Genomic DNA, 19,129 nt, shown 5'->3' on the forward strand with positions numbered 1-19,129 from the left:
GGGGTCAGCGGACGCGCTTATGGCAAAGCATCTGATCGTAACGGGGGCGAGCGGCCTGATCGGAAGGGCCGTATTGCGCGAGGCAGAAAGGCGCGGCCTGCCTGTCACTGCCTGGGCCCGGCGGCGGCCGGAAGGCTGGTCCGGGGCCTATCAGGCCTATGACCTCGCTGGCGAACCTGCCGCGATCGATCAGCCCGCGACGATCCTTCACCTCGCAGCCGACATCAGCAACAAGCTGAGTGCAGATGTCGAGTACCGCGCCCTGGATAAGCTGGTCGAAGCAGAAAACCTGGACGAGTTGATCTTTGTTTCAAGCCTTTCAGCCATCAACCCGGCCAGCGAGTACGGCGAGCGCAAGGCCGCACTGGAAGCGCGCACCCTGGCCGCCGGCGGACGTGTGGTGCGCCCCGGACTCGTCACCTCACGCATCGCCCAGGGTGCGTTTGGATTCTTTGACACGGTCGCAGCCCGGTTGCCCATCTCGATAGGTATCGGCGGCGCGCAGGTGCAGCCGATCAGTCTGGAAAGCCTGGCCAGACGACTGGTCGACCTGACACAAACCGGCGATCGGCAATCAGGGGCCAGCAATCTCTGCACAGGCCCCGTCGACATGGCCCGGTTCCAGTCTGACCTGCGCCGTCTTCGCTACCGGCGGGGGACATGGCTCGAATTGCGCCTGCCGCGCGGATTGACCCTGATCCTGGCGAAGTTCAGCCCGGCTGCCATCGGCCAGCGACTAAAGGCGTTTTTGAACACACCGCTGGCGGCGATCGAAGCTGGCGATGAGGCACTCCACCCCGACGACTCCCTCCCCGGCATGAGGCACGCAAAACGACGCCGCCTGCTCGCAGAAGGGCGGTCGCTGCTTTCCGTTTTCCTGGGACGATCCGTCCCGCCGGCGCTGATCCGTCGATATGCGGTTACATTGTCTGGCTATGACCGGTCTGACGCCCTGTCCAATTCCCCGACAGGGGCAATCCCGTCCGGGGTCATTCAGTTTGGGCGGGGCTCCGGCGACCAGGTCGAGCAAGAATTCAAATGGCGCCTGAGCATGGCCGCACGGATCGCCGAATTCAGTCCGCAGGGAGCTCGCCGCTTTGCCCCCTATGAAAAGCGACACTGGCTGCATGCCTTTATCCGGATGGGGCTGCTCGGGACTGTAGCAGCGTTCGAACTTGTAACCCGGGCGCTGTTCGGAGGCCTGATCTGGCGCACGGCATTCGGCAAGCCGGACCAGTTGAGGACGGCAGAATGAGGCGGCATCTGATCATTGGCGGCGGCCCTTCGGCGGCCGCGGCGGCACGGCGTTTCGCCGAGTTGTCCGAGCCGGTCACCGTTGTATGCGCCGGCAAGGCTCAGCCTGTCGCCCCCATGCTGAGCTATGGCGAGGGCGATCGCTGGTCCAATTGGCGGTCCACATCGAAAACCCAGTGGTCAGACATGATCGAGACCGCGGGAGAGGCGGATTACGCTTGGTCGGACAAGTCTCCGAAATTCACCATTCCACGCTATGCCGCCGCTTTCGCGCGTAGTGACGAGATCGTGCGGGACAACTTTTTCGGCGCCAATATCCAGGGCCTCGGTGGGCTGTCCGTAGGTTGGGGCGCTGGCGTCGAATTCTGGAGCGAAGATGATTTTGCCCAGTGGGGTATGAGTGGGGACGCCTTCCGGCCACACTACCAGGCGCTGATTGATATCGTCGGGGTCAGCGGCCCGCCCGCGCGAGGGGTCGAGCGCGCGTGCGGAGCACGCATTAGCGGCGATCTGGGCGTCTTGCAGGACGACGATGTCTCGCTCTACCGCCCAACCGAATTGAACCCGGTCCTTGACCGCTTTGCCGGTCGGTATCTCAAGGGCCGAAAGTCGGCGTCCGCCTTGCGTTGGATGCATGCGGCTGTGCGTACCCGCGCCGCTGGCGAGGCCGTGAAGCCGGGGCATTGCTCACGGTCAGGCTATTGCCTGACCGGCTGCCCGCAAAATGCGATCTATAGCGCCGACCGCGATCTGAGCGAGCTCGCGGCGAAGGGGTTGATCGAGCTGGTCACGGATGAAGAAGTCGTCCGGATCGAACGTACCGGCGATGATACACATTGGCGTGCCCACCTGCGCTCCGGCGATGGCAAGGTCTCGCAGATTGAAGCCGAAACCCTGCTTGTCGCCGCCGGGGCGATCGGGTCCGCCAAGCTGGTCTATCCCTTGCTCGGGCTGACCGACACACCCCGCCGCCTCCTGTCCACCCCGGCTGGCGGTTATGGCGTGGTCCTTCCCTTCGAATTCGGCCGGGCCTTCGATGATGAATTCGTGAGCCTTCTTCAGCTCGGCTTCCAATTGCCGACCGGGGGTGCCCAGGCGGATGACGCCTATGGTTACATCACCTCGCTCGACGGACTGCCGCTCTGGTTCCTCTGCCTGAACATGCCCGCCTCAGCCGGGCTGTCGCGGGCCATTCTGCGTGAGCTCGCCTCGGCCATGCTGGCCGGCAATGTGATATTTCCATCAAAATATTCCGACCACGCCATCGCGGTCGGTCGCGATGGCCAGGTCAAGGTGCGTGGCGGTTACACCGCTGAGCTGGATGATGCCTTGCGCAAGTGCCAAGCCCAGCTCGGGCGCGAAGTCGGTCGCGGCGGTGGCATTCTGGCACCCGGCGGCATCCGTCTCGGCCTGCCGGGAAGCGACCTGCATTTCGGTGGAACCTTGCCCCATAGCACGACCGGGCAAGCTGGCACGTGCGACCATGACGGTGCCATCACAGGCCTGCCGTCGATTTATGTTGTCGATGGCGCTGCGGCTCCGTCATTGCCTGGCCGGGCCCACACCTTCACCCTGATGGCCAATGCGCGTCGGATCGTTGACCGCCTGACGCAGCCTCCCCGGGCCTAGCCCGGCAGCCGTGCCTCGATATCGCTGTTGAACTTGTGCAGAGCGCTTTCGAAGCGCCCGAAGTTGAGCTCGCTATTGGCACCGCTGGCGAGGCCGCTTTGCACGGCTTCATTGACGTCGAAATCCTCGGCCAGAGTCATCTTGGTGATGGCGTGATTGCGCTTCCAATGCCCCGCCCGGTCCGGCGTGAAGTCCTCCTTCGGGACGAGGGTGGCAATGCGCAGGGCGGTGCGGCCAGCCGATAACGGCTCGGCGTGGATCCAGGCGACATGGTCCTGCATCAGCAGGAACTGGTCGGACGGCATCAGCGTATAGAGCACATTGGCATGATCGCGGATCGACCAGTTTTCGCGCGGCAGTTGCTCCAGCTCTTCGATCGAGGTGCGCGGCAGGATGGAGCGCATATGCGCGCCGAGCATCTGATAGCTAGACAGATTATCCATGAAGTGCGGTCCGATCGTATCGCGATGGGTGATGCGGAAATGATAGGCCTCGATGCCGCCCTCTGCGAGCAGCTTCCAATTGGCCTCATACTCCGCATCCTCACTCTCGGCGACGACCATTCCGGCCATGCCGAGCCAGTCAAAATCCTGCTGCAGCGGTGAGAGAAAAGCGTCAAAGTCAAACTGGGCATCAGGATCCGGCACGACCCAGATCATGCCAAGTCGCTCAGCCATGGGCAGCCGGCGCAGACCGTATTGGCTCCGGTCCAGTTCGGGGAAGCCTTCCTTCTCGTGCGGTACGCCGCGCAATTGCCCGGCAGCATCCCAGGTCCAGCCGTGATAGGGGCAGCTGAACACCTTCTTGCAGCCCTGGCCATCGCCAACGAGCCTGGCGCCGCGGTGGCGGCAGACATTGAGGAAGGCGTTGGCCTGCCCGGACTTGTCGCGGGTCAGCAGCACCGGAAGGCCGGCCAGTCGGACCGTCAGATAACTGCCGGGTTCGGCCAATTCGCTGGCGTGCGCAGCGACCATGGGCAGGGCCCGGAAGACATGGTCCATTTCAGCCTGGAAGCGGGTCTCGCTGGTGTAACGCTCGATCGGGGAGCGATGCACGGCATCACCGATGAAGAAATCCCCTTCTGCCCCCAGCCCGCGCAGTTCTTCTAGAAGCTCGATCTGAAGCTGTTGGTCCATAATCACTGCCCTTTCGACTTACCGATCGGTAAGTCGATACTTGACGAGTGGTAAGCTGTCAAATTTCTGCTAGTCTCCCCCCATGCTCAAACCGGTCCCCTCCGCGAAACAGAAGTTCATCGACACGGCTCTGCCGTTGTTTGCCGATCGCGGCTATTTCGGGGTGTCACTGGCCGATGTTGCGGGCGAGCTGAAACTGACCAAGCAGTCGATCATCTACCATTTCCGCACCAAGGACGCGCTTTACGGAGCGGTGATCGAGGATATCGCGACAAGGCTGGACGGGATCCTTGATGTCGTCATGGCGGCCCCGGCGGAGCGGCCGCAGGACCGGCTCGACCTCTATGTCCGCAACATGCATGACCACATGCAGTCGAAACCCCAGGACGCGCGGCTGATCACCCGCGAACTACTCGACAACCTGGACCGGACCGAGACCGGTAAGCGCTGGTATCTCAAACGCTTTCTCGACGTCAGCGTGGCTCTGATGGCCGGTCACCCGAAATGGGCCGGAAAAAGCCCGGCGGAACAGACCGCCGCGACCTATCAGTTCATCGGCGCCGTATGCTATTTCGCGATCTCCGGACCGACCTTGAGCGCCATCTGGGGCAAGGATCGCGTGCAGGAAATCCGGGCCGCCTTCCTGCCAACTTTACGTGACCAGGTGGTGAGTTAAGCCTTCTACAAGCGCTAGCGACGGATAGTGGGCCGGCGAGGTCCCCCTCGCGCCGAGGCATTGGGAACGGGCAGATGCTCATCAACCGGATTTTTTACTGGCTCTGCTTTGCCCTTGTTGGCTTTGAGATCCTGTACGGGTTCTACTGGGCCATTCCGAATATCGGCTTGCGCCTCGGCATCTGGCCAGAAGCAATGAACCCCGGGCTGGCGGAGCTGATCGCAACGTTGAACTTCTGGCAGGAGGCCGCGTTTTTCGGGCATATAGGACTCAACATCATCGCCCTGATCGCGCTCTCTAATCGCTCGGCCGCCTGCATACCCGCCTTCATCGTCGCCTTTCTGCTCGACCGCATCGACTGGATCATTCTCGGGCTCAACCCGGCATCCTTCGGGGTCACCTCGCCGGCAGAAGACTGGGTTCAGTTCATTTCCAGTTTCGGAGGCATCGGCCTGACAGCGATGCTGCAAATGCTCTGCATCGCCCTGATGGCGTCCTTTCTGTTCAATGGTCAGCTTTCCACCCATATGAAGTTCTGGCGCGCGCGCCCCCGTCGACGCTAACAGGCAGCAAAAAACCGCGACCCATCAGGGCCGCGGTTCTTCATTGCTTCAGTTCTGGAGCGGAGGTTTAGCGCACTTCACCCGCTACGGCGCGCATGACATCGCGCAGCGCATCGATCCGTGCGGCATCAGCGGAACCACGCTCGGCATCCGGCAGGCTGCGCGACAGGCGACGCAGTTCTGAAGACAGACCGCGGTCGGTCGTGCCAGCTTCCATGTGCTCGGCAGCACGGCCCAGGGCGGACGACACCGTTTCGGCGGCATCAGCCGACATGGTTTCGCCCCGCACCAGCTGATCAACATAGGCCAGGCCGACGACCGGGTGGTCGGGCCAGCTGACCTGGGTTTGCTGTTGCGGGTTGAAGACAGCGCCCTGGTCGGCCAGAGCCGCAGCCGCGATTTCATTGGCAGTCAGATACTCGCTCGGCGCCAGCTCAAACACATCGAGACCGCGCGCGATCTCGGTGCCGTAGATGCGGCCATCATACCAGTAGGACGACCAGTATCCGCCGGAGATCATGATGTCCTCATCAATCGGACCCCGGTCGAAATAGGCAATCTCGAAAGCGTTATCCGCATCGGTGAAATCAATCACCGTCAGACCGCCCTGATACCAAGACTGCACGAAGATATCGCGACCCGGAACCGGCACAACGGAACCATTGTGTGCGACGCAATTCTCTTCCTCGGTCTGAGCCGAAGGGATCTTGAAATAGCTGGCGAATTCAAGCCGGCCATCCTCGATCTCGAAAATCGCATTGGCACCCCAGTCGGCCGGGTCCTGGGCGCGGCAACGCGGACGCCCACCACCGCCCCACTCATCGGTGAACAGGACCTTGGTCCCGTCATTGTTGAAGGTCGCAGAGTGCCAGTACGCAAAGCCCTGATCGACAACCGCGTCGATGCGCTGCGGAGCGCGCGGATCGGTGATGTCGAGAATGATGCCATTGCCGGAGCAGGCACCCGCTGCCAGGTTCAGCGCCGGGAAGACGGTAATATCATGGCATTGATCCGTCCGGCGCGAGGATTGTGTCCCCTCACCGTGGTCACCGCCGGCCCAGAGGCCGGCAATCCGGCCCGTCTCGTCATCGGCAAACACGCGCGGGCTGTCGACAATGCGCGAGGCTGACGGATTGGCAACCGGGATTTCGATGACATCGATGGAGAAAAGCGCCGTCTCCTCATCGCCGGGCAGACCGGCGACACAACCGGCCAATTCTTCTTCCGGGCGGATCGAGCTGGTGCCGGAGTTATAGACGATGATGGTATTCTCATCGCTGGAAACAACCGAATGGGTGTGCGAGCCGCGGCAGGTCTGGACCTGACCAACCTGGCGCGGAACCACCGGGTTGGAGATGTCGAAAATGCGGATGCCGCGGAAACGGTCTTCGCTGACTTCCTCTTCAACACCCTGGCGGCCGCAATCGACGCGGGCGCGGGTATCCTGCACGGAGACGATAAGCAGGTCGCCGACGATGGAGACATCGCCCTGGCCGCCCGGGCATACCACCGAGCTGATCAATTGCGGCGTATCGCCCTCGATATTGTAGACGTTGAAGCCGTGATAATTGCCGGCGACCATGAGGTTGTCGGCAAAGGCCATGTCGGTATTGGAGAAGCTCAGGAAGGGTGAACGGTCACCGAAGCGGCGCTCGACCTCTTCATCGGTCGCTTCCGACGGGATTTCCGGCGGCAGACCGGCCGGGTTCTCTGCATCGAAGAAGCCGGTCGGCTTCGGCAGGCTGGCCAGCATGACCAGGTTGGAGATGGCTTCCTCGGCATCGCGGAAACCGCCCGCCAGACCGTTGCGCGGGTCCTCCGAAAGACCGGACAGAAGCGCATCCATACGACGGATTTCAGCGCGCTGCTCGCCACGGACATCATTGACGAAATCGAACAGAACCGGGTCATAGGCCGAGCCGCGCTGGCGCAGCAGGTGATCGACCATGTCGATGGCGCCGTCGTGATGGGCGATCATCAGCTCCAGGAAGAGCGCGTCGAACGCCGTGCCGCTGGCCGCTGCGAGCGCTTCCATCTGAGCCGGGGTCGCCATGCCGGCCATGTCGTGATGGCCATGATGCGCATGGTGCATGGCATGGGGGTCATTTTGCGGGTCCGGCGCATCCTCGCCGCGCTCGATCAGCCAGCCGCGCATGAACTCGATCTCGTCCGCCTGGGTGGCGTCGATACGGCTGGCAATATCACGGACGTCCTGCAGATCGGCGCGGTCCGGCACGAGGGCCGACATCTGCACCGCTTGGAAATGGTGCAGGATCATGCCCTGCATGAAGCGGACATCGTCCTCGGAATAACGGTTCGCTGCGATCTGCACCGCTTCCTCGGCGGTGAGTTCGCGACCATCCTGACCCGGCGCACCGGGCTGCACAATCGGTGCGTCCTGGGCCAGAACCGCTCCGTTGAGGGTCAAACCGGCGGTCAACGCAATCATTGCGGACCCGATGCTAAGCTTCGCCTTCAAGGCCATGTCACTCCTCCCGACTGGACAAGCCGCAGACATTAGAGTGTGAAGCCGGTGCGGCAAGCTTTCCATACCGGTACGGAAAACACGGTTGTTCGGTGTTACCGGACGAGCACGCCATCGATGAAGTCCAGCATTACCTGCCGAGCCGGGGAGGCGACCTCCGGATCGATCATGTTGAAATAGAGCGAAGCGTGGGTGTCATCGGGGTAGTGCTCGAAGGAGATCAACTCCGATGCGGCATGGCCATCGATCAGGGTGGCAAAATGGTCGGTATACAGCCCGGTCTGGCCTTCCGAGAGGATCAGCATCGGCGCCTGCAGCGCATCGAGATAGGTTATCGGAGAGGCCGCAGCATGCCCCTCGCGCGGCCCGAACACACCGATCACATGATCGCGCGCAGCATCCGCGCCCATGCCGTCATGGATAACGTCGTAATAGTGCGGCACGTCATAAGTCCCCGCGACCGGTATGGAACCAGCGACCGCGTCGAGCGTCAGATCATGGGCCTGCAGATAACGCTCATCCGTCGCCAAGAGCGCGGACAAATGTCCGCCCGCCGAAAAACCACTGACGAACAGGGCGTCACGGTCGAGACCATGAGCATCGGCATTCTCCCACATCCAGGCGAACGCCCGGGCGACATCCTCGATATGGGCAGGATGCTGGATGCCTGTGTCGGGAAGGTTCTCTGACATCCAGCGGCCCGGGCTCAGACGGTAGGACATCACCGCAACGGCGATCCCTTCACGAGCCAGCGCCTCGGCCAGGCCCATCTCATGCTCGCGCCCGCCTGAGGCCCAGGCGCCGCCATGAATCCACAACACCGTCGCCCGAGGGGCGCCATCGGCCGGTAGAACAAGGTTGAGTGCATGCCGTTCGGCATCCGCGCCCTCGCCCTGGAAATAGGCGATATCATTGATGATGCGGGTGGTGGCGATGTTCTCCTGAGCAAGGGACAGTTCGCTGGAGAAGAACATCGCCAGTCCCGCCGCCGCAACGGCAAGACTTTTGGGGAAAGAGATGGCGGTCATGGAAATCACTCCTGATCGGCGCAGAGTTGATGGTTGAAAGCGGCCCGCAGCAGAGCCGGCCCGGCCTGGGGCCGGACGCAGCGCAAACGCCCAATCCAAGGGAGGGCCAGAAACGGTGACACGCCTAGTCTCCTGATGCCGGAGCAAACACACTCATATCGGCATTGAAACGCTCGACGCTGACCGCGCCCGCTTCATCGCGCACATAGCGGATGAGCGCTGCGCCGCCGAGCCCGGCATGGGCGGTCAGCTCGCCCTCCGGCGTGCGACCGCTAATAGTCTCCACCTGCGCACCATCCTCGCTATAGGTCCAGCGCGCGCGCCCCTGTTCGGCGCCATCAGGGCCATGGGTCCAGCTTTCATAGCGATTACCGTGTGCATCATAGGTCGTACGCGTCATCATGCTGCCCCAGGAAAAAACCTGCTGATTACCGTGCCGGTCAAAACCGCGCAGGCCGATCTTGTTGCCGAAAGCATCGTAAAGGTGCTCGCCGAGATGCACGCCTGGGCGGTTCCCTTCAACGGCATTACCGGCATGGTCATAGACTTGCCAGCGGATGAAATTACCCGCGAGATCATAGGTGATGCGATCGATACCGGCTCCGGTGGAGTTATCCGTCGGCACGCCTTCAAGGCCATAATTGCGCATGAAGACCAGCTTGCCGTCGGCGTCGTATTCCATCTTGGTCTCGTAGAATTCCAGCACCGGCCGCATCGGCATCATCTCACCGGCCAGATTGTAACGACGCTCGAAAACATGCCCGTCATCGGAGGGCCGCCAGTCATAGCGGTGAATGCCCCACTCGCTCTCGCTCGGCTCACCTTCGGCATCGTAGAAGGCCAGCGCCGTGCGCGCGCCATTTTCGTCGAGCGTATAGACCGCAGAATAGACATTGCCATGCGCCGCGACGCGTTCGCCCTGCGTGTTGAAATAGCTGTGAATCTCGCGCCCGGCCTCGTAGCTCACACGGACATCGGGAGCGAACCAGATGAAACTGTCCCAGACCCCATTGTCCCAGACCGGCTGGTCGCCGACCTGGTAGACGACCCGGCTCAGCCGCCCCTGATCGTCATAGTCAAACTCATAGTGGGCAACCCCGGCAGCGAGCTCCGCATCGATCGGATGAATGCCGCGATAGGCCGCGTAAGGCGTCTCGCGGAACATGATGTGACGGTATTGATCCGCCTGGGCAGCGGCGCTCGTTCCGGTGACGAGCGTGGCAGCGATCAGGGTCGCGAGCGAAATCCGGGTCATGGGCATTCAATCCTCTGTATCGACCGCTGTCTGTTCTCTAGCGGTGAGGACATCCTGCCCGGCTGCCTGCACGGGGTGAGAATCTGGATCGAGATTATCGCCCGCCGCGCAGTTCGTCCGGACAGCAGCGATAAGATCGGTCGAGCTTTACAGGCCCGGGGCGGATCGGCGTAAGCTTGCGCGATGAACATCATGACGCTTCGGACGGGATCAGGGCTGTGAACGCGACACTGCTGGGCGTGCTTTATTTTGCCGCCGCGACCCACGCGGTCATGATCACGCTGGTGCTGGCGCACAAGACTGGCGGGCGCGGCCCCGGCCTCCTGCTCGCCGTCATAACCGGCATGATGGCCTACAAGCTGTTTGAGGGCGGGATGATGTATGCCGGCTTCTACGCCAGCGCGCCGCACCTGCTCGACCTGCTTCCCGGCATGGTGCTCATTCTCGGCCCGGTTTTCTACGCCTATGTCCGTCGCATGACCGGACACGCGCCCTACCCGGTCTGGCTCTGGGCGGTGCAACTCCTCCCGGCTGCGGCTGTGTGGCTCAGCAACGCTCCGCTCGTCCTGCAGCCGGCCGCCGACAAGGTCGCCATGTGGGATACGATCCTGGCTCCGGGCTCCGAAACGCTACCGGGCGCGATCATACTGCGCCTGGTCGCGATCAAACTCTTTCTGCTGGCCTATCTGATCCTGTCCTGGCGCATGCTCTCGAGCTATGCCGCCCGCATCGACACACTGCGCGCCGATGACAGCCGCAGCTTGCTGTCGCAGATGCGCTTTCTCGCCATCTCGCTCTTGGCCCTCGAAGCGGTCTGGGTGGTCCTTTTCCTGGCCCAGCAGGGCTTTGGACTGGGCACGCTGTCCCAGGTCAGCAGCGCCTGGCTGCTCTTCATGGCGGCGATCATCCTGACCATGGGGTATCGCGGCATGCAGGATGCCAACTTCCTGCTGACGCCGGAGGAGCGTTCGCTGGCAGAAACCCCGCAGACCACGCCGGCATCAATTGATACCAAGGTGAAATACCTGCACTCCGCCCTGCCCGACAGCGCCTCACAGGAAATCGCCGAGCTGATTGAAACCCGCCTGCGCGAGCACCAGGACTATCTCGATGAGCGACTGACGCTGACCCAGTTGTCGGCGAATATCGGCATGAAGTCCCATACGATCTCACAGGTCATCAACCAGTATATGGGCTCGAATTTCTACAAGCTGGTGAATGGCTACCGGATCCAGCACGCCGTTGATCTGATCGATGATGCCAAACAGCACCTGCCGCTCGAGCGGATCGCCATCGAGAGCGGGTTTTCCAATCGTGTCACTTTCAACAAGGCCTTCAAGGCCAGCCTGGACATGACCCCGTCGGAGTATCGGGCCCGCGCCCGGCAGGCCTCCTGAGCCGCGAAAACCCCGGAAAACCTGACTAATTCGTCCCGAAACATGTTTCGGGTCGTCTGCAATCATGCTTCCGGACGACGACGCTGACCGCCGCGTCTATCGATCAGCCCATGTTCAAACACAAAAGGGACCTGATCATGTCTTTCCTCCCCCGCCTCGCTGCTCTGTCTGCCGCCGCACTCGCTCTGACCTCCGCTCCGACCCTCGCAATGGCAGAGCCGCTCGACCTGCCGGCCGCGATCGAATTCGGCGCCTCGCCGGACGCGCTCAGCAGCGCTTTCGATGATCTGTGCGAGAGTTACCAGGTCCATCAACTCGACCCGGCCGAACTGCCGATCGCGCAGCACAGTCATATCCAGGTCGACTGCCGGGGCTTTGCCCATGCCGGCGCCAACCGGCTGGCAGAATTCGTCTTCGCCGATGAGGCCCTGGCTTTCGTCTGGGTCCTGACCGAAGCAGAAGAGGAAGCGGCCCATCTGGCCGCGCTGCAGCAGCGCTTCGGCACCCCGACGCACGACACGGCGATGTTCGTCGCCTTTGCCGACGACAATGTCGCCCTGCGCCGGGATATCCCGGAATTCCTCTATTACGGCGAGGTCATCGCGCCGATGTATCGCGGCTGGTTCGACCAGATGTCAGCGCAATAACGTCTCTGACCCGGCAGGCCGGAGCGGTGTTAAGCCGCTCCGGCCTCTACACCTTCCAGCTCATGCATCAGCGCGGCCGCCGCGCCGCTGCAGCTGAGCGAACCGCCCAGATCAGCGGTCCATTGCCGCCGCGCATGCATGGCATTCATCGCGTGCCGCAAATCCGCCGCCGCCGCGCTTTCACCGAGCCCGGTTTCCAGCATTTGCGCCGCGCTCTCGATCGCGCCGAAGGGGTTGGCTTTGTCCTGACCGGCAATGTCGGGCGCCGAACCATGGATCGGTTCAAACAGGCCCGGTCGCGCCGCGCCGACCGAGGCGGATCCCAGCAGCCCGATCGAACCGGGCAGCATGGATGCTTCATCGCTGAGGATATCGCCAAACATATTATCGGTCACGATGACGTCGAAATCGCCCGGTGAGCGCAGCAAATGCATGGCCGCAGCGTCGATATACATGTGATCGAGCTCGATATCGGAATAGCGTTCAGCGCCCATCTGCGTGACCACTTCGCGCCATAACCGGCTGGTTTCAAGCACATTGGCCTTATCCACCGAAGTCAGCTTGCCCCGGCGCATACGCGCCTGCCGGAACGCAATATCGGCAATGCGTTCAACCTCTTCACGGCTATAGGCGCACAGATCGCTGGCCGCATCGTCCGGCCGGGTCTTTTCGCCAAAATAGATCCCGCCGGTCAGCTCGCGCACGATCAGCATATCGACGCCCTCTACCAATTCGGCCCGAAGCGGCGACCGGTTGGCAAGCGCCGGGTGGACCGACACCGGGCGCAGATTGGCATAGACGCCGAGCGCCTTGCGAAGACCGAGCAATCCGGCCTCCGGCCGGACCGGCGCATGATCCCATTTCGGCCCGCCGACTGCGCCCAGGAATACAGCATCAGCCGCCTGGCAAGCGGCCAGCGTAGAACCGGTCAGCGGCTCGCCATACGCATCAATCGAGGCGCCACCAAAGGCGTGCTCGGTAAAGTCCAGCGAGAGCCCGCGCAGGCGGGCCACCGCTTCCAGCGCCGAGCGGACCACACGGGTGATTTCCGGCCCGATCCCGTCGCCGGGCAAAAGAGCGATAGTATAAGTCATGTCATTCGCGCCTCATGCGCCTGGATGGCGGCACGGCGTGCCAGCAGGAAACCGAGCGGATCGGTACCTTCCAGCAAACAGTGCCGGGCAAAGGGTTCGATATCGAAGCTGAAGCTCGGCCCGCCCTCGACCTGGACGCTTTGACCGGCCAGATCGATGGTGACCGCCGCGCCGGGATTGTGCAGCAGCCAGGCATGCGCTTCCGCCGGGGCCACAATCGGCAACAGCCCATTACGCGCCGCATTGGAGCGGAAAATATCGGCAATCTCGCTGGAGATGACCGCCTTGAAGCCGAAATCGAGTAAGGCCCAGGGCGCATGTTCACGCGAAGAGCCACAGCCGAAATTGCGCCCGCCCACCAGGATCTGAAAGCTGGACGTATCCAGGCTGACGAGCGGGTGCGCTGTCGGCTGGCCCTGACGGTCAAAGCGCCAGTCATGGAAAGCAAAGGCACCAAGTCCGGCTCGGCTCGTTGTGGTCAGGAAACGCGCCGGGATGATCTGATCGGTATCAATATCCTCTTGCGGCAGGACGAAGGCCCGGCTCTGGAAGTTCTCGAATTCAGACATATTCCACCTCCGCCAGCTGGCGCGGGTCCGCCACCGCTCCAGCGATTGCTGCCGCCGCAGCCGTCGCCGGACTGGCAAGAATGGTACGCACGCCCGGGCCCTGGCGGCCTTCGAAATTGCGGTTGGATGTCGACACGACAAGCTCGCCCGGCTCCCCGCGGTCACCATTCATGGCGATGCACATGGAGCATCCCGGCTCGCGCCATTGCGCACCGGCTTGCCGGAAGACCTGGTCGAGGCCTTCCGCCTCGGCCTGTTTCTGGACCGCAACCGAACCCGGAACGATCAGCGCCCGCACCCCGTCGGCAACGCGGCGTCCCTGCATGATGCGGGCAGCGTCGCGCAGATCGGAGATCCGCGAATTGGTACACGAGCCAATGAAGACCTGGTCGACCCGGGCCCCCGTGACGGCTTCGCCAGGCTTCAGCTGCATGTAATCCAGAGCCTTTTTCCGGGAGGCTGTGGTCTCCTGTGGGACCGGCGCGGTGATCGCTATCCCGGTGTCCGGCGCTGTTCCCCAGGTCACCATAGGAGCGAGATCCGCTGCATTCAGGCGCACTTCACGATCGAACTTCGCGCCCGGATCGCTGAACAGCTGCGACCAGCTCTGTTTCGCGGCCTCCCAAGCCTCGCCTTGCGGGGCGTGCTGACGGCCTTCCAGCCAGGCAAAGGTCTTTTCGTCCGGCGCAATCATGCCCGCCCGGGCCCCAGCCTCGATTGACATGTTGCAGACCGTCATACGGCCCTCCATGTCCAGCGCCTCAATCGCCTCGCCCGCATATTCGATCACGCACCCCGTGCCGCCATCGACACCGATTTCGGCAATGATGGCGAGGATGATATCCTTCGCCGACACCCCGTCAGGCGCCTCGCCATCGACGGTGACCCGCATCGAGCGCGGTTTGCGCTGTAACAGGCACTGTGTCGCCAGGACATGGCCGACCTCGGTGGTCCCGATACCGAAGGCAAGCGCCCCGAAAGCGCCATGGGTCGCGGTGTGACTGTCACCGCAGACAATCGTCATACCCGGCTGGGTCGCACCAAGCTCCGGTCCGATCACATGCACGACTCCGCGGTGCGGGCTGTCCCAGCCATGCAGGGTGATGCCGTGGCGCCGGCAATTCTCACCAAGCGTCTCGACCTGTTTGCGGGCCGCGTCACTGGCATAGGCAGGCCCGTCCGCCGGATCGAAAGCCAGCGTTGGGGTGGCGTGGTCAATAGTTGCCAGCGTACGGTCCGGCCGCCGCACGGCCAGATCCCGCGCCTCAAGCTCGGCAAAGGCCTGCGGCGAGGTCACCTCGTGCACGAGATGCAGGTCAATATAGACGACCCCCGGCGTCTGAGGGGCCTCGGTCTCGACCAGGTGCGCGTCCCAGATCTTGTCGAACAGGGAACGCGGCGGCGCATCAGGCGACATGCTGTACCTCCATCGGATTGTCATGAGCCGGCTGCAGCCAGCCCCAGCGATCCTCGGTCTCGCCCTTGAACAGGCCGAAGAAGCGGCGCTGCATCAGCTCAGCGACCGGGCCGCGACCGCCGCAGCGCACGACATGCCCGTCGACAGACCGCACCGGCGTGATCTCCGCGGCCGTACCGGTGAAGAAGATCTCGTCAGCGACGTAGAGGCTTTCACGCGACAGGGTTTGTTCGCGCACATCAAAGCCTTCCGCCTCTGCCAGCTTGATGACGCTGTCACGGGTCAGGCCGGAGAGGATTGAGGCGGAGCTCGGCGGGGTGCGGATAATGCCATTGGAGACAACGAAAATGTTCTCGCCTGCGCCCTCGGAAACGAGGCCGTTTGTGTCCAGGCCGATACCCTCGTCAAAGCCCCGCGAATGCGCTTCATGGCTGATCAGAACCGAGGACAGGTAATTGCCGCCAGCCTTCGCTCCGGTCGGAATGGTATTCGGTGCCGGACGGCTCCAGCTGGAGATGCAACAATCCACCCCCTTGGCCAGCGCATCCTCTCCAAGATAGGCACCCCAGGGGAAGGCGGCGATGCAGACATCGACCGACGCGGCCTTGCCCGGCAAAACGCCGATCCCGCCATAACCGAAGAAAGCGATCGGACGGATATAGGCGTCGTTGAGCCGGTTGGCCCGGATCGCCAGCTTGCAGGCTTCCTCAATCTCTTCCCGCGAATAGGGAATGGGCATGTGGTAGACGCGCGCGGAATCGAACAGGCGCTGGATATGGTCGCTGAGCCGGAAAATCTGCGGCCCGTGCGGGGTCTGATAGGCGCGAATGCCCTCGAACACGGAAGTCCCGTAATGCAGGGCGTGCGAGAGCACATGGGTCTGGGCGTCATGCCAGTCGGTCAGCTCGCCATTGCGCCAGATGAAGTCGGTTTCCTGAATAGCCATAACAAGGCTCCTGAGTTAGCCGGCCTGGGCGGCGGGCTGGGATTGTGGATTGGCGCTGTTCAGCGCATCGGCGCGGTCGAGCGAGAATAGAAAAGCGTCGAGTGCGGCGGTGACGATGTCGGGACCCCGGGCCCGTCCGCGGACGGTGCGGCCATGCACATCGACCTCGATTTCCGCGATGAATTCGCGCCCGGTGGCGGAGTGGACCATGCGCGTTTCCAGCGCGGAGACGTCTGCATCCGCACCGGTAATGCGCTGAACCGCGCCGAATGCGGCCGCCACCGGCCCGTCACCCTTGGCAATGTCGGAGACGCGGCCGCGCTCGGGATGGTCAAGCTCGACGCGGGCAAACTGGGTCGGACGCGGTCCGGCGGTACAACGCAGCTCTGTCCGCAAAACCGTCCAGGCCGAGCCACTGGCAGAATGGCCTTCCATCAGCCCGGCGAGATCGGCATCGGTGACCTCACCATGCATGTCGGCGAGATCCTTGAAAGCACGGAAAGCCTCAGCCAGACCCGCCTCATCAAGCTCATAGCCCAATGCCTGCAGACGTTGCGCCAGGGCATGTTTGCCCGAGTGCTTGCCCAGGACCAGCTCGGAACCGGGAGCACCGACACTGGCCGGGGTCATGATCTCATAGGTCCGCCGGTCGGAAATCACACCGTGCTGGTGAATGCCGGCCTCATGGGCGAAGGCATTCTTGCCGACAATCGCCTTGTTCGGCGCGATCGGCGCGCCGGTCAGGCGCGATAACATCTGGCTGGCCGGCCACAGGCGGGTGGTGTCGACCTGGGTGATGACCGGGAAGATGTCGGGTCGGACATTAATGGCCATCACCGCTTCTTCCAGCGAGCAATTGCCCGCCCGCTCACCGATCCCATTGATGGCGCATTCGACCTGGCGGGCCCCGCCCTGCACAGCGGCGAGGCTGTTGGCGACGGCGAGACCGAGATCATTGTGGCAATGGGCTGAGAAAATCACATGCTCGGGACGCTCGACGCTGGATGTCAGATGCTCGAACAGAGCGCGGATTTCCGCCGGCTCGCTGACCCCGACCGTATCGGGCACGTTGAGCACATCGGCACCGTTGGCGGCAGCGACGGACAAGGCCTCGACGAGGAACTCCGTCTCGGTACGCAGCGCATCTTCGGCCGAGAATTCGATCTCGTCGAAGGATCCGCGCGCATGGGTCAGCGCGTGCTCGATCGCCTTGAGCACTTCCATGCGGGACATTTTCAGCTTGGCCTGGCGATGGATCGGGCTGGTCGCGAGGAAAATGTGCAGGCGGCTGCGGCGGGCCGGCTCCAAAGCCTCGGCGGCCGCATCGATATCGCTTTCGCTGGCACGGGCCAGTGAACAAATAGTGGAGCCGTGAATCTCGCGAGCAATCGTGTGCACGGCCTGTTTGTCACCCGGCGAAGCGGCGGCGAAGCCTGCCTCGATCGTATCCACCTTCATGGCAGCGAGGTGACGCGCCATTTCCAGCTTCTCAGCCGGGGTCATGGAAAAGCCCGGCGCCTGTTCACCATCGCGCAGCGTGGTATCGAAAATGCGCAGGCGTTCCGGTTCGGGTTGGGCGTGAACGGTCAGTTTCGGGGCGGACATGGTGGTCTCCCGGAGGCATGTGATTGAACCGACACCGGCTGCATTTCCGGTGCGAAGACGTCATGGACGTCAAACAGGCGGGCGATCTGGCGCATCAGAACATCGATCTGGCGTACGCCTTCGCGGGCCGCGACTTCCAGCGTGACCGAGGCGCCGCCATCGGCCGGGGCGCCCTTGGACAGGGTTGAAATCGTAAAACCGCGCCGTTCGACGAGGCCGACAAGCCGCGTCAGCGCGCCTTCGGTCTCGGCCAGTTCAATACGTAGGATCGTGCTCATATGGAGTCCTCCATCATGTCAGTGTTGGATGCGCCCGGCGGCACCAGCGGCCAGACATTTTCTCGGCTGTCGATCAGCACATGGGCCAGGATCGGCCCCTTGGCCGACAGCAGTTTCTCAATGGCGACAGGAACTTCCTCCCGCGAATGGACGGTGAAGGCTTCAACGCCGAAAGCGCGCGCAACCTCGGCGAAATCCGGATTGTCGTAGAGATCGATCTCGGAAAAATTCTGATCGAAGAAGTATTCCTGCCACTGGCGCACCAGACCCAGCGAGGCATTGTCCAGCAACAGGATGCGGATCGGCACGCTGTAGCGCCGCGCGGTCGCCAGCTCCTGGATATTCATCATGATCGAACCGTCGCCCGAGATCGTGACGACCTTGGCGTCGGGACGCTCCATGGCGGCACCGATACCGGCCGGCAGGCCGTAGCCCATCGCGCCCAGCCCGGCAGAAGTCAGGTGGGATTCCGGACGCGCAAAACGGCAATGCTGGGCCACCCACATCTGGTGCTGGCCGACATCGCAGGCGGCGATGAAATCGTCGCCGGCCGCTTCGGACAATTCCTTCAGCATGGCCGGTGCGAAGACGCCATTGCCCGGCGCGTCATAGCGGAAGGCATGGCGCGCCTTGCGTTCGCGGCAGGTCTCGCGCCAGGGGTCGATGTCCAGATAGCCCGGATCCATGCGTGCCAGCGCATCGCCGATATCGCCCGCGATCGCCACATCGGCGGCGCGCAGCTTGCCGATCTCGGCGATGTCCGCATCCATGTGGATGATGCGGGCGCCCTTGGCGAAACTGTCCAGCCGGCCGGTGGCCCGGTCGTCGAACCGCGCACCGCAGCACACCAGCAGGTCGCACTCGTCCACGGCGACATTGGCCGCGCGTCCGCCATGCATGCCCAGCATGCCCAGGAAATTCTCGGCATCGGGGTGCGGGCAGCCCAGGCCTTTCAGGGTCGCCACGGCGGGAATGCCGGTACGGCCCATGAAGTCCCGGACCGCGTCGACGGCGCGGCCCAGGGCGACGCCGCCGCCGATATAGAGAACGGGGCGTCTGGATTGAGTCAGCAGGGCCGTCGCCGCAGCCACATCGGCGTCACTGGCACGGGACGGCCCTGCTGCAGGCCGAGGCTCTGGGGGTAAGGTGG

17 protein-coding genes are annotated in these 19,129 nt (G+C 63.1%); 6 read left to right on the forward strand and 11 right to left on the reverse strand.

Annotated features, from left to right (window positions below):
• Window positions 1-19 precede the first annotated feature (19 nt).
• Together Q1V57_RS07125 and Q1V57_RS07130 are read left to right on the forward strand one after the other, a co-directional pair.
• Complete coding sequence (locus Q1V57_RS07125) at window positions 20-1,255, forward strand: NAD-dependent epimerase/dehydratase family protein (protein ID WP_300529094.1); 1,236 nt, start codon at window positions 20-22, stop codon at window positions 1,253-1,255.
• Window positions 1,252-2,883: a hypothetical protein gene (locus Q1V57_RS07130; protein WP_300529096.1), complete on the forward strand. Its 1,632-nt coding sequence runs from the start codon at window positions 1,252-1,254 to the stop codon at window positions 2,881-2,883. Before Q1V57_RS07125 ends, Q1V57_RS07130 begins: the two co-directional genes overlap by 4 nt.
• On the opposite strand, the gene Q1V57_RS07135 is transcribed toward Q1V57_RS07130, so the two are convergent.
• Complete coding sequence (locus Q1V57_RS07135; protein WP_300529097.1) at window positions 2,880-4,019, reverse strand: SRPBCC family protein; 1,140 nt, start codon at window positions 4,017-4,019, stop codon at window positions 2,880-2,882. The genes Q1V57_RS07130 and Q1V57_RS07135 overlap by 4 nt on opposite strands.
• 82 nt (window positions 4,020-4,101) lie before the next feature.
• Between Q1V57_RS07135 and Q1V57_RS07140 the strand changes: the two genes are divergently transcribed.
• Both Q1V57_RS07140 and Q1V57_RS07145 read left to right on the forward strand, forming a co-directional pair.
• A complete protein-coding gene (locus tag Q1V57_RS07140; RefSeq protein WP_300529099.1) occupies window positions 4,102-4,695 on the forward strand; it encodes a TetR/AcrR family transcriptional regulator in 594 nt (197 codons plus the stop codon).
• A gap of 74 nt (window positions 4,696-4,769) precedes the next feature.
• Window positions 4,770-5,258 carry a hypothetical protein gene (locus tag Q1V57_RS07145; RefSeq protein WP_300529101.1) on the forward strand — a complete coding sequence of 163 codons (489 nt, stop codon included), beginning with the start codon at window positions 4,770-4,772 and terminating at the stop codon, window positions 5,256-5,258.
• A gap of 67 nt (window positions 5,259-5,325) precedes the next feature.
• Here Q1V57_RS07145 and Q1V57_RS07150 read toward each other — a convergent pair whose 3' ends face one another.
• The 3 genes from Q1V57_RS07150 to Q1V57_RS07160 form a co-directional block, all read right to left on the reverse strand.
• Entirely contained in the window at window positions 5,326-7,707 is a 2,382-nt protein-coding gene (locus Q1V57_RS07150) for a DUF305 domain-containing protein (protein ID WP_300529103.1), read from the reverse strand.
• A 131-nt stretch (window positions 7,708-7,838) separates the two neighbouring features.
• Window positions 7,839-8,771, reverse strand: a complete 933-nt coding sequence (locus Q1V57_RS07155; protein ID WP_300529105.1) for an alpha/beta hydrolase — start codon at window positions 8,769-8,771, stop codon at window positions 7,839-7,841.
• 124 nt (window positions 8,772-8,895) lie between these two features.
• Entirely contained in the window at window positions 8,896-10,026 is a 1,131-nt protein-coding gene (locus Q1V57_RS07160; protein WP_300529107.1) for a hypothetical protein, read from the reverse strand.
• Between the two features lie 218 nt (window positions 10,027-10,244).
• On the opposite strand from Q1V57_RS07160, the gene Q1V57_RS07165 reads away from it, so the two are divergent.
• Both Q1V57_RS07165 and Q1V57_RS07170 read left to right on the forward strand, forming a co-directional pair.
• On the forward strand, window positions 10,245-11,423 hold the full coding sequence (locus Q1V57_RS07165) for an AraC family transcriptional regulator (protein WP_300529108.1): 1,179 nt from the start codon (window positions 10,245-10,247) through the stop codon (window positions 11,421-11,423).
• A gap of 137 nt (window positions 11,424-11,560) precedes the next feature.
• On the forward strand, window positions 11,561-12,070 hold the full coding sequence (locus Q1V57_RS07170) for a hypothetical protein (protein ID WP_300529110.1): 510 nt from the start codon (window positions 11,561-11,563) through the stop codon (window positions 12,068-12,070).
• 29 nt (window positions 12,071-12,099) lie between these two features.
• On the opposite strand, the gene leuB is transcribed toward Q1V57_RS07170, so the two are convergent.
• The 7 genes from leuB to Q1V57_RS07205 form a co-directional block, all read right to left on the reverse strand.
• Window positions 12,100-13,164, reverse strand: coding sequence for a 3-isopropylmalate dehydrogenase (gene leuB, locus Q1V57_RS07175; RefSeq protein ID WP_300529112.1), 1,065 nt, complete (start codon window positions 13,162-13,164; stop codon window positions 12,100-12,102).
• A complete protein-coding gene (gene leuD, locus Q1V57_RS07180; protein WP_300529114.1) occupies window positions 13,161-13,733 on the reverse strand; it encodes a 3-isopropylmalate dehydratase small subunit in 573 nt (190 codons plus the stop codon). Before leuD ends, leuB begins: the two co-directional genes overlap by 4 nt.
• Complete coding sequence (leuC, locus tag Q1V57_RS07185) at window positions 13,726-15,150, reverse strand: 3-isopropylmalate dehydratase large subunit (RefSeq protein WP_300529116.1); 1,425 nt, start codon at window positions 15,148-15,150, stop codon at window positions 13,726-13,728. The genes leuD and leuC overlap by 8 nt, the downstream gene beginning before the upstream one ends.
• Window positions 15,140-16,096 carry a branched-chain amino acid transaminase gene (locus Q1V57_RS07190; protein WP_300529119.1) on the reverse strand — a complete coding sequence of 319 codons (957 nt, stop codon included), beginning with the start codon at window positions 16,094-16,096 and terminating at the stop codon, window positions 15,140-15,142. Before Q1V57_RS07190 ends, leuC begins: the two co-directional genes overlap by 11 nt.
• Window positions 16,097-16,111: 15 nt before the next feature.
• The gene (locus Q1V57_RS07195) at window positions 16,112-17,701 is read right to left on the reverse strand and encodes a 2-isopropylmalate synthase (protein WP_300529121.1); all 1,590 of its coding nucleotides are present in this window, start codon (window positions 17,699-17,701) and stop codon (window positions 16,112-16,114) included.
• Window positions 17,683-17,979 (reverse strand): ACT domain-containing protein, encoded by a 297-nt coding sequence (locus tag Q1V57_RS07200; RefSeq protein WP_300529123.1) that lies wholly within the window; start codon window positions 17,977-17,979, stop codon window positions 17,683-17,685. Before Q1V57_RS07200 ends, Q1V57_RS07195 begins: the two co-directional genes overlap by 19 nt.
• A partial coding sequence (locus tag Q1V57_RS07205) for a thiamine pyrophosphate-dependent enzyme (protein ID WP_300529125.1) occupies window positions 17,976-19,129 on the reverse strand: 1,154 nt, incomplete at its 5' end. The genes Q1V57_RS07200 and Q1V57_RS07205, both read right to left, overlap by 4 nt.

It is taken from the genome of Maricaulis sp. (assembly GCF_030149425.1).
GTDB lineage: Bacteria > Pseudomonadota > Alphaproteobacteria > Caulobacterales > Maricaulaceae > Maricaulis.

What these genes read in the sequence shown, in the direction of transcription:
- Q1V57_RS07125 (WP_300529094.1), top strand. Translation starts at nt 20, where the DNA reads ATGGCAAAGCATCTGATCGTAACGGGGGCGAGCGGCCTGATCGGAAGG.
- Q1V57_RS07130 (WP_300529096.1), top strand. Translation starts at nt 1,252, where the DNA reads ATGAGGCGGCATCTGATCATTGGCGGCGGCCCTTCGGCGGCCGCGGCG.
- Q1V57_RS07135 (WP_300529097.1), bottom strand. Translation starts at nt 4,019, where the DNA reads ATGGACCAACAGCTTCAGATCGAGCTTCTAGAAGAACTGCGCGGGCTG.
- Q1V57_RS07140 (WP_300529099.1), top strand. Translation starts at nt 4,102, where the DNA reads ATGCTCAAACCGGTCCCCTCCGCGAAACAGAAGTTCATCGACACGGCT.
- Q1V57_RS07145 (WP_300529101.1), top strand. Translation starts at nt 4,770, where the DNA reads ATGCTCATCAACCGGATTTTTTACTGGCTCTGCTTTGCCCTTGTTGGC.
- Q1V57_RS07150 (WP_300529103.1), bottom strand. Translation starts at nt 7,707, where the DNA reads ATGATTGCGTTGACCGCCGGTTTGACCCTCAACGGAGCGGTTCTGGCC.
- Q1V57_RS07155 (WP_300529105.1), bottom strand. Translation starts at nt 8,771, where the DNA reads ATGACCGCCATCTCTTTCCCCAAAAGTCTTGCCGTTGCGGCGGCGGGA.
- Q1V57_RS07160 (WP_300529107.1), bottom strand. Translation starts at nt 10,026, where the DNA reads ATGACCCGGATTTCGCTCGCGACCCTGATCGCTGCCACGCTCGTCACC.
- Q1V57_RS07170 (WP_300529110.1), top strand. Translation starts at nt 11,561, where the DNA reads ATGTCTTTCCTCCCCCGCCTCGCTGCTCTGTCTGCCGCCGCACTCGCT.
- leuB (WP_300529112.1), bottom strand. Translation starts at nt 13,164, where the DNA reads ATGACTTATACTATCGCTCTTTTGCCCGGCGACGGGATCGGGCCGGAA.
- leuD (WP_300529114.1), bottom strand. Translation starts at nt 13,733, where the DNA reads ATGTCTGAATTCGAGAACTTCCAGAGCCGGGCCTTCGTCCTGCCGCAA.
- leuC (WP_300529116.1), bottom strand. Translation starts at nt 15,150, where the DNA reads ATGTCGCCTGATGCGCCGCCGCGTTCCCTGTTCGACAAGATCTGGGAC.
- Q1V57_RS07190 (WP_300529119.1), bottom strand. Translation starts at nt 16,096, where the DNA reads ATGGCTATTCAGGAAACCGACTTCATCTGGCGCAATGGCGAGCTGACC.
- Q1V57_RS07195 (WP_300529121.1), bottom strand. Translation starts at nt 17,701, where the DNA reads ATGTCCGCCCCGAAACTGACCGTTCACGCCCAACCCGAACCGGAACGC.
- Q1V57_RS07200 (WP_300529123.1), bottom strand. Translation starts at nt 17,979, where the DNA reads ATGAGCACGATCCTACGTATTGAACTGGCCGAGACCGAAGGCGCGCTG.